The sequence below is a fragment of the Empedobacter sp. UBA5528 genome (assembly GCF_002426075.1).
In the GTDB taxonomy this organism is placed as follows: domain Bacteria; phylum Bacteroidota; class Bacteroidia; order Flavobacteriales; family Weeksellaceae; genus Empedobacter; species Empedobacter falsenii_B.
This window is the reverse complement of record NZ_DINY01000007.1, coordinates 19649-29882: the sequence shown is the minus strand read 5'-3', so window position 1 is coordinate 29882 and position 10234 is coordinate 19649. Positions and strand designations below refer to the sequence as shown.

The following is a 10234-nucleotide window of genomic DNA, read 5'->3' as shown; positions in this document are numbered from 1 at the left end:
TCGAGCCCCAGCCAGGTCACAAGAAGCCAAACAGCAATGTTTGGCTTTTTTATTTTATTCTTTTTTAGAAACTTTAATCTAATATTCCTATCGAATATTTTAGCATAAAATCTGAACGATACGTCTCCCCCATTGGTATTTCAAATTCTTTAATATAAATTGTATGATTATCAAAAGAATTAATATGTTGTGTATTTACGATATACGATTTACTAACACGTATAAAATGATCTGCATTTATTTTTTGATGAATTGTTTTTAAATTCATTGCTGTTATTAATTTCTTCGTTTTAGTATGAAGTACAACATAATCTTTTAAACCTTCAATAAATAAAATTTCAGCAAAGCTTATTTTATATTGCTTACGATCTGCTTTTATAAATAAATAATTATCGTCATTTTCTTCTATTGTATTTTCCTCCACTTTATTAAAAAGAAGATGATGATAAAACACAGCTTTCGTCACAGCCTTCGCTAAACGGTTTTTATCTATTGGTTTTAACAAGTAATCTATCGCATCTAACTCATAACCATCTATTGCATACTGAGAATAAGCCGTCGTAAAAATTATTAGGCTATTTTTAGGGATACTCTTTGCAAACTCTAATCCATTTACAAAAGGCATTTCAATATCAAGAAAGATAATAGCTGGCACTGTTGTTTCTAGAAATTTTGATGCTAACATTGCATTAGAAAATTTTCCAATAATTTCTAATTCGGAAACTTCTTTAATTAGCAATTCCATTTCTTCTCTTGCCAAAGGTTCATCATCAATTATAATACAATTCATATCGGAATTATTAGGTTTACACAATACTCTTCATTTGTCGCATTAATTTTTAAAGAATACGTTTTTTCATATAAAAGTTCTAACCTTCTGGTGATATTAGGAAGTCCTAAGCCTTTAAATTTATTATTTGGAATTATATAATTTGGATCTATTGAATTTTTACAAACAAAATGTAATTGATCATTACTTATCGCAATTTCAATTTTTATATAAGTTGACTCATCATTTAAATTTACACTATGCTTTATGGCATTTTCTACAAATGTTGTAAATAAATTAGGCGGAATATATGTCGAGTTTAATTCGCTTTTATTCGCTTCAGCCTCTATAACTACATTTAAATTTTCTTGACGAATTTTCTCTAAATCTAAAAAATTAGCTAAAAATTTCAATTCTGAGGAAACAGGTGTTTTTTCCTCATTATTCTCATATAGTTGGTATCTTAAAAAATCTGAAAGTTTCATGATAACTTCTGTTGCTACTTCAGGATCTTTTCTGATTAATGCTTTTACGTTATTCAACATATTGAATAAAAAATGTGGGTTGATTTGATTTTTTAATTCATTTATCTCCATTGAAAATGTCAAATTTTTTAATTCAGATATTTGCCTACTATCTTCAATCCATTTCTGAAAAAGCTTTAATGTTGTAGTCATCATAATAATTGGCACAACAACTATAAGCCCTTCATAACCTCTTCTTATATTTTCACCAAATTGTCTAGGACTTGCTATTCTATACTTTCCAAAAAACACATCTAATGATTGACCAATAATATTTATACCCACATAAACTAAAATTGTTAATAGTAATAGATATAAAATATAGTAACCTTTAAAAAAAAACTTTGGAACCAATATATAAATATTGATGTATGTTTTTAATACAAATACGACAAACAGTAAAAGAATAACATAATATCTATAGATACCATAATAATTAGATACAAATGCAGAACTGTATATCACTAATAAAAATCCAGCAATAAAAAGCAAATGACGAGAAAATCTAAACTTTTTATCTACTAGAAAATTTATAATTTTTTGATTTTTTGATTGAGGTAACAATGAATTCATTTTTATAAAAAATCTTATCTATAACAAAGGTAATTGATAAATCTATTCCATTATTAAAGTTTATACAAACCATTGTTTTTATTATACTTCTTCTTTTTTTTTCTGGTTGGTATAAAAAAATCTAGTGTTGGTATAAAAAACTATTAAAACCATTTTTTTATACTTTTCTTAGCCATTCATTTTACAAAATATAAATAAGTATGAGTGTGAAAAATTTTAATCATTGGGTAAATAAATTAAATCTTCTAGATTTTTCTGCAACAGAAAAAGAAGATAAAATTATTCAAATAACAGATCTTAATCGTTTTATTCAATGCTACGATCCGACATTAGAAATTGTAGATTGTATACATCATGATTTTTGTATTATTGAAAAAAATGAAATTATTAAAGAAGTGAAATTAATGGATATTTCTAATCTTAGAAATAACGAAACAATTTCTATAAATAGAAACAAAGAATCTTGGTTTGTTCTTGTAAATGACAAGTTAGATACAACTTTAAAGTCAATTTTAAAAACGATAGAAGAACACAATATCAGTAAGATTTATGACAAAGTATTTGTCTTCAATTTTTTTCAATCGAGTATTCACGAAATCAAATAAAAATTAATGTATTCAATAAAACAAAAAGCAATTACATGTTTATTGCTTTTACTTTCAACTTTATCATTCGCTCAAAAAAAGGATAGTGTTCAAAAAAGAGCTGTCGCTTTTGTTGCAGATAAATTCCCCTTTACTCGTGTACTTAATGTAGAATATACAAATCTTACACCTTATAAATTTTCTCAAAAGTTAGAGGATAGCAACTTTAATTTACCAGAAAGTAAAGTGAAAAACTTTCAACAAATAAAGGCAAATGCTAATTTGTATTTTTTCAAAAAAGAAAAATGGACAATATCTACAGCACTTAATTATAAGTACACTACAGCAAATATAGATAACCTTAGTTCTACTATGAACGAAACGAAACAAAACTTTCATTATCATTCAGAAGCCGTAACTGCAAGTCATATTTCTAAATTATGGAAAAAAACAGCTATTTATTCTGCTACTGCATCAGTTGATGGAAACGAAAATAGTTTTGAAAGATTCCGTGGTTTACTAACAGGTAGTATAATGATTACAGCAAACGAAAGAACTAAATTACTTTTAGGTTTAGCTGTAATTATAGACCCAAGTTCGCAAGTACCTACATTTCCAATTATTTCTTATGAGCATAAATTTAAAAATGGTTGGATAGCCGATATCATACTCCCAAAAAGAGTAATGATGAAAAAAAATGTATTTAATAATGGTCGATTTTCTCTTGGTAGTGAAATGGATGTTACATCATTCTATTTTGACCAATCGAATAAAACATTTGAATTTAGACAAACAGAAATTAATAGTGGTGTAATGTATGAACATAGAATTGGTGATTTTATTGGTACTGTAAAAACAGGGCTACGTAGCATTCCTACTGGAAGAATATTTGAAAAAAATGAATCATTTAATGACTATATATACGAGTATAAACCAAAGTCATCTTTCTATTTCAACTTTGGCATATCATACAACCCTTTTGGTAATAAAAAAAGATAAATAACATGCGTTTGTTGCGATTTCATTAAATTAAATAAAATCTATAGTAATTAAAAATAATTTATCGTAAATTCGCACCCATAAATTTCAAGGATGCAAAACATTAGAAATATTGCGATTATCGCACACGTTGACCACGGTAAAACTACTTTGGTTGATAAAATTCTTCACTCAACAAACGTTTTCAGAGAAAACCAAGATTCAGGTGAATTAATCATGGATAACAATGATATCGAACGCGAAAGAGGGATTACGATCTTCTCTAAAAATGCTTCGGTAGAGTATAAAGGTGTAAAAATCAATGTTATCGACACTCCTGGCCACGCCGATTTTGGTGGTGAAGTTGAGCGTGTGTTGAAAATGGCTGATGGTGTTATCTTATTAGTAGATGCTTTTGAAGGACCAATGCCTCAAACTCGTTTCGTATTAGGAAAAGCATTAGAATTAGGTTTAAAACCTTTAGTAGTAATTAACAAAGTTGATAAAGAAAACTGTCGTCCTGATGAAGTTTACGATAAAGTATTCGAATTATTCTTCAACTTAGATGCAACAGAAGAGCAATTGGAGTTTCCAGCATTCTATGGTTCATCTAAACAAGGATGGTTCAATACAGAAAATGTACGTGTAGACGATATTTCTCCATTAATGGATGGTATTCTTGAACATGTTCCTGCTCCAGAAGCTTACGAAGGTTCTTTACAAATGCAAATTACATCTTTAGATTATTCTAAATTCTTAGGACGTATTGCAGTTGGTAAAGTAAGCCGTGGTGTTATTAAAGAAGGGGATTGGGTTGCTTTAACAAAACCTGATGGAACGTTCAAAAAACATAAAATCAAAGAATTATATACATTTGCTGGTTTAGGTAAAGTAAAAGCTACTGAGGTAAAAGCGGGTGATATTTGTGCTGTTGTTGGTATCGATGGTTTCCAAATTGGAGATACAATTGCAGATCCAGAAAATCCAGAAGCATTACCAGTTATGCATATCGACGAGCCTACAATGAATATGTCTTTCGGAATTAACAACTCTCCATTCTTTGGTAAAGATGGTAAATTTGTTACTTCTCGTCACTTAGTAGAGCGTTTAGAAGATGAGTTAGAGCGTAACTTAGCTTTACGTGTAGAGCCAACAGAAGATTCTAATACACAATTAGTTTACGGACGTGGTATCATGCACTTATCTGTATTAATCGAAACGATGCGTCGCGAAGGTTATGAGTTAACAGTTGGGCAGCCACAAGTAATCTTAAAAGATATTGATGGTGTAAAATGTGAACCATATGAAACATTAGTAATTGATGTTCCAGATGATTATTCTTCTAAAGCAATCGACTTAGTAACTCAACGTAAGGGTGATTTATTAGTTATGGAGGCGAAAGAAGGAATGCAACACTTAGAATTCGAAATTCCATCTCGTGGATTAATCGGATTACGTTCTCAAATGTTAACTTCTACTGCTGGTGAAGCTGTAATGGCACACACTTTCTTAGAATATAAACCATTCAAAGGAGCAATCGCTGGTCGTTCTGCAGGTGTAATTATTTCAAAAGATCAAGGTACATCAACTCCTTATTCTATTGATAAATTACAAGATCGTGGAAAATTCTTTATCGAGCCAGGTGAAGAAGTTTACGAAGGAATGATTATCGGAGAGCATTCTCGTAACAATGATTTAGTAGTAAATGTTGTTGAAGCTAAAAAATTGAACAATATCCGTGCAGCTGGTAAAGATGATTCATCTTCTATCGCTCCAAAAACAGAAATGACTTTGGAAGAATGTATGGAATATATCCAAGCTGATGAATGTATCGAGGTAACTCCAAATTTCATCCGTTTACGTAAAATTCACTTAAAAGAAGTAGATCGTAAGCGTTTCGAAAAATCAATGAGCTAATCATTTGAAATTATATATCACAAAAAAACCAGAAGTTAATCTTCTGGTTTTTTGTTTTAAATAGATTCGATTTTATTTTTAAGTGCTTTAATTGCGAAATTTAATTCATCTTTAGAAGCGTTATATTCTACTATTTCACCTTTAATTTTGAATCTCGAAACATTAAAACCTTCTTCAATATCATTGTACCAAATCAAATAATTTTCGTATACAGCAACTACCCAAAAATTATCCTCAATAACATCATCACATTTCCATATTTCAGGAGAAATTTTAATTTGATTCCAAAATAATAAAGTTTTGTCCTCCATATTTTGTTCAGAAAAATAAATTTCGAGCATCAAATCCTTTTTAGGAAAATTTATCCAATTATTCATTAATAAGTACTTTTTAATAAAATCCAATCTTCAAATTTTTGAGTTTGAGTTGAATTTGGTTCAGTCCATTCGATAATATACCAATAACTATCGGAAGGTAGCGCTTTTCCATTCAGTTTTCCATCCCATGTATAATTGTTTGCTTCCGAACCAGTAAATAATAATTTTCCTTTTCGATTATAAATGATAAATTTCGGATTGATTTTACTTTTTAATTGCGAATAATCCAACACATCATTTTTACCATCACCATTTGGAGAAATAAAATTGATTAGTTTAATCAGCGAAAATTCTTTCGAAATAGGCGAACAATTAGCTGCAGATTTCACAGAAATTGTATGAGTTCCTAAAGTTACGTTTGTGAAGATATTGGAAGATTGAAAAGTGCCGTTATCCAATGAATACAGATATGGAAGCGTAGATCCAGTGACTTTTATGGTCACTGTAGAACCTTGAATTTCGATAGATTGAATAGTTGGATCTTCGGCTTCAATAACTTTTACTTCTTGTGTATAAAAACAACCATTCAATCCTAATTTCACATAATAAGTTCCAACAGGAACATTTGTAATTGATTGATTTTTGTCGCCATTATGTAACCATTCGTAAGTTTTAAATCCTGGACCTGCGTCTAAAGTCGTTGTTGTTCCTTTGCAAATTGTAAGATCTTTTAAGGTTGATGATTTTCCAGATTGTTTGAAAATAAAATGCAATGGAGCAACGTTTTCGCATAATCCATTTTGTTTAAATCTTACCCAAAATGTTTGATCTGAATTTATAATTTGTGTTGTGTTGATATTATTTTTTTTATTTTTAGCATCAATTTCATTTAAGTAATATGTCGGTGAGCCTTCAAGATTTGTAACCAAGTCATCAACATAATCGGATAAAACAATTTCTTCATCATTGCTTAAATTCTCATCACAAATTTCTATTGGAGGAATTACGTTTGCAACACTTAAATGATTTAATGTAAAAGTAATTTCTTTAATAACAGGCTTACAAGTTCCGATTTGGACACGAATCCAAACTTCTTTAGATGTCTGAATTTCATTTAATTCGAAATTCGTTATTTCAGCAGGAATATTATCTTTAGCATCTTGTTCCGTTTCAAAATATTTCACTTGATGAGCAGAATAATAATCTTCTACAATTCGATCAGTATATTCGTCTAAATTTATTTGTGTTTTTCCATCTAAATCATCATCACAAATAGAAAAACGATCTTGATATATTTGAGGTTCTTCTTGTACAGAAACATTAATGTGACCTTTCAAAGAACAACCAGTATTCAATGTGATTTCTACTTCGTAATAACCTGTTTCATCTACCACTAATGTTGCATTTGTTTCACCACTAATTTCCACACCATCTTTGTACCATTTATAGGTTGTAGCATTTGTCGTTGTCGCATCTATTGTTTCAGATGTTCCAGGACATAATACAACATCAGAACCTAAACTTTTTGAACCTATAAAACTTCCAGCTTTCAAGAAAACAGCAGAATCGTAACGACCTTTTGAATCTCCATGATCAGCAATTACCAATTTGATATGATATTTTGTACCAGCTTCTATTTGCGCATTTGTTTTCAAAACTTTTGTTTGTCCATTGAAATTCGTTGGATTATTTGCAGAATTAAAACTTCCAAAATACGATATGTTTCGAGGACAATCTCTTGCGCCATTTATGGTTAATGAAGTTACAGGAATGGTTGTATTTGGAACTAATGCAATATTTTGATAAGGTTCAGAATTATCTGCTTTTTTGATTAAGAAGGCAAAAGCATCAGAGTATTGGCAATTACTTGATTGATATTCTTCTGAAAGAAACATATATTCGAAACTAATCTGATCTGTTGTTAGATTTGATATAAAATCAAATTCAAGATAAGTTGCATTTAAAATATAATCATGAGGTAAATTAGATTTTATCAAAATATCAATCAAATCTTGATCTCCTCCCCAATTACTTCCCCAAAAATCTTGCAAAGATGAATTTGGACCTTCAGCATCTTTTGCTTTCCCTGTAGATAAAATAATTCCTTCAGAAAGATCAAAACTACTAGTTCCTTTTGTAAAATAACCATAGCTTATTTCATCATAAGCTCTATTGTAGCCAGAAATATTAATATTGGAAATAGTAATACAACCTGTGTTTGTTCCAATAAATTTATCAATTAATTCTTCTTTCGGTAAAGATGTATCTACCTGAATATATTGACCAAATAAAAAACTATTTAGTGTAAAAGTAAAAAAGAGTAGGAGAATTATTTTTGAGTAAAAGTGTTTCATAAAAAATAATTTAGATAAAAAAACTGCTAAATAACTTTAAAATATAAAGTTTATTTAACAGTTTTAGAAATTTTATTTACCGAAAAAATGGTTTTACCCTATTTTTCCTAAATTTTCTGCAATAGTTTCAATGAAAGATGTCAATGGTTTTTTCGCCATCATTTCGATCATCATATTGAAATTTCCATCAAAATCTAACGAAACATCAGACGAATTCTCATCAACTGCATCAATAGAAATTGTCAAAGTATATTCAAAAGCAGGTGCCGGAGATTCGAAAACAATTTTCGATGGCTCAACTGTCTCTTTTAAACGCATTCCAACCTTTGGCAAAGCACCAACACCAACCGTAAATCCTTTTCCAGATTCATGAATTTCAAACGATTTTGTATCCTCTGGCATCAGTTGCTCATAATTCTTCATATCCAACAAAAAAGTGTATGCTTCTTGTTGATTTTTTGCAAAACGGACTTTATTTGTATTTACCTTCATATCCTTGTGAGTTTTTTATAAATTTGTAACAAATCGTTCAAATGTACAAAGTTTTTTTTAATGAAAGTTTGTTAACTTTCAGCAACCAATCTAATCCTGAAGCAAAAAATATTTTGTTTCAAAATGAAGCTCAATTTGATGAATCTTTTCATTTATTATCATCAAAAGCAGCCGCTTTAGTCAATATTTTTAGTGAAGATATTGATGTTGTTTGGACGAAATTCTTAAAATATTACAAACATATTCAAGCCGCGGGCGGAATTGTTCGTAATCCGCAAGACGATTATTTGTTCATTTTCAGACTTGGGAAATGGGATTTGCCAAAAGGTAAAATGGAGAAAGGAGAATCGAGAGAAGAATCTGCAATTCGCGAAATTGAAGAAGAATGTAGTTTGACAAATTTAGAGTTGAAACGATTTTTGATGCCTACTTTTCACATTTATTTTTTGAGAGAATATATTATCAAAGAAACATTTTGGTTCGAAGTTTTTTATGACGGTGTTGAATTGCCTTTGCCGCAAACTGAGGAAGGAATTGAATCGGTTGAATGGAAAAAAGAGAATGAAATTCCTCAATTATTAGAAAATTCATATCCAAATATAAAATTGTTAATGGACAATTATTTAAATTTGAACTAAATAAGACTCTTATGAAAAAATATATTTTAACTCTTTGTGCTTTAACTTGTTTTGTATTGACAACAAATGCACAAACAAAAAAAGAAACGAAGGCTAAAACTGAAAAAGCTTCGAAAGTTCAATCAAAAATTTTAGATAACGGAACGGCTAAAATAGACGATTTATACGCGTATCAAGTGTATGGAGAATCGTTTGATATCAAAAATACATTGACGAAAAGTGAACTTGGAAAGTTATACGATAACATGAAAAGTGGTGATTCTTTGGAAAATGTTCAGTTTGTTTCGACGATAGAATCTGTTTGCAAAAAGAAAGGTTGTTGGATGAAAGTTGATCTTGGAAAAGGCGAAGAACAATCGTTTGTGCGTTTCAAAGATTATGGATTTTTTATGCCTTTAGATGGTGAAAATGCGAATGTTGTCGTACACGGAAAAGCTTTTGTAAGTGAAATTTCTGTAGAGAAATTACGTCATTATGCAGAAGATGAAGGAAAATCGAAAGAAGAAATCGCAAAAATAACAAAACCTCAGTTGCAATATAATTTTGAAGCTGACGGAGTTTATTTGAAAGAAAACTAAGGTTTTTTAACTCAATAATTAATCAAAACCTTTCTATTTTTGGAAAGGTTTTTTTATGAAATCAATTCTATAAAATATGATAAACTTATTTCAAGCCAATCCAAATCAGTATTTTTCATTGATCGGAAAATCGGTAAATGACGAATTATTTCAATCATTTCAAACTGAATTTGAATCTGATATTTCAGAGCAAAATATTCCTCAAGGGAAAATTGTATTGTACAAGGAAAAAGGCATTTCTGTGAAAATTGTTGATGAAATGATTGTTTCGATTAAATTTTATCTTTCTCCAAATCCAATTTGTAAGGTTTATGAAGGTCAAAATATTTTTGATTTGAATAGAAATGTTGATGAAACTCAGATTCGTAAAAATAATGATTATCAAAGAATTATTAATAATGATCCAAATCGTTTGGCAAATGATTATAGTCGTCTAAACTGTTTATTTTCTTTTGATTCGATGACTGGAGAATTCTTAACTATTGAAATATTAAACGAATTATAAAATGT

Annotated in this window: 11 protein-coding genes; 6 read left to right on the top strand and 5 right to left on the bottom strand. The window is 29.4% G+C overall.

Going from position 1 to position 10234, the window contains the following annotated elements:
* Positions 1–73: 73 nt before the first annotated feature.
* A complete protein-coding gene (locus B4L98_RS02330) occupies positions 74–790 on the bottom strand; it encodes a LytR/AlgR family response regulator transcription factor (protein WP_115001388.1) in 717 nt (238 codons plus the stop codon).
* Positions 787–1866 carry a sensor histidine kinase gene (locus B4L98_RS02325; RefSeq protein WP_115001386.1) on the bottom strand — a complete coding sequence of 360 codons (1080 nt, stop codon included), beginning with the start codon at positions 1864–1866 and terminating at the stop codon, positions 787–789. The genes B4L98_RS02330 and B4L98_RS02325 overlap by 4 nt, the downstream gene beginning before the upstream one ends.
* Positions 1867–2066: 200 nt before the next feature.
* Between B4L98_RS02325 and B4L98_RS02320 the strand changes: the two genes are divergently transcribed.
* The 3 genes from B4L98_RS02320 to typA all read left to right on the top strand — a co-directional run bounded on the left by B4L98_RS02320 (position 2067) and on the right by typA (position 5345).
* Positions 2067–2471 carry a hypothetical protein gene (locus tag B4L98_RS02320; protein WP_115001384.1) on the top strand — a complete coding sequence of 135 codons (405 nt, stop codon included), beginning with the start codon at positions 2067–2069 and terminating at the stop codon, positions 2469–2471.
* 6 nt (positions 2472–2477) lie between these two features.
* Entirely contained in the window at positions 2478–3449 is a 972-nt protein-coding gene (locus B4L98_RS02315) for a DUF6268 family outer membrane beta-barrel protein (RefSeq protein WP_115001382.1), read from the top strand.
* Positions 3450–3542: 93 nt separating this feature from the next.
* The gene (gene typA / locus B4L98_RS02310) at positions 3543–5345 is read left to right on the top strand and encodes a translational GTPase TypA (protein ID WP_291058951.1); all 1803 of its coding nucleotides are present in this window, start codon (positions 3543–3545) and stop codon (positions 5343–5345) included.
* A gap of 56 nt (positions 5346–5401) precedes the next feature.
* Here typA and B4L98_RS02305 read toward each other — a convergent pair whose 3' ends face one another.
* The 3 genes from B4L98_RS02305 to B4L98_RS02295 form a co-directional block, all read right to left on the bottom strand.
* Positions 5402–5722, bottom strand: coding sequence for a hypothetical protein (locus B4L98_RS02305; RefSeq protein WP_125348788.1), 321 nt, complete (start codon positions 5720–5722; stop codon positions 5402–5404).
* The gene (locus tag B4L98_RS02300) at positions 5722–8016 is read right to left on the bottom strand and encodes a choice-of-anchor L domain-containing protein (RefSeq protein WP_291048646.1); all 2295 of its coding nucleotides are present in this window, start codon (positions 8014–8016) and stop codon (positions 5722–5724) included. Before B4L98_RS02300 ends, B4L98_RS02305 begins: the two co-directional genes overlap by 1 nt.
* Before the next feature lie 93 nt (positions 8017–8109).
* Positions 8110–8508, bottom strand: a complete 399-nt coding sequence (locus tag B4L98_RS02295) for a hypothetical protein (RefSeq protein ID WP_219033585.1) — start codon at positions 8506–8508, stop codon at positions 8110–8112.
* Between the two features lie 41 nt (positions 8509–8549).
* On the opposite strand from B4L98_RS02295, the gene B4L98_RS02290 reads away from it, so the two are divergent.
* From B4L98_RS02290 to B4L98_RS02280, 3 genes are all read left to right on the top strand, one after another.
* Positions 8550–9146 carry an NUDIX hydrolase gene (locus B4L98_RS02290; protein ID WP_219033584.1) on the top strand — a complete coding sequence of 199 codons (597 nt, stop codon included), beginning with the start codon at positions 8550–8552 and terminating at the stop codon, positions 9144–9146.
* Positions 9147–9157: 11 nt separating this feature from the next.
* Positions 9158–9724: a DUF4920 domain-containing protein gene (locus B4L98_RS02285; RefSeq protein ID WP_291048640.1), complete on the top strand. Its 567-nt coding sequence runs from the start codon at positions 9158–9160 to the stop codon at positions 9722–9724.
* A gap of 76 nt (positions 9725–9800) precedes the next feature.
* Positions 9801–10229 (top strand): hypothetical protein, encoded by a 429-nt coding sequence (locus B4L98_RS02280; RefSeq protein WP_291077456.1) that lies wholly within the window; start codon positions 9801–9803, stop codon positions 10227–10229.
* Positions 10230–10234: the final 5 nt, after the last annotated feature.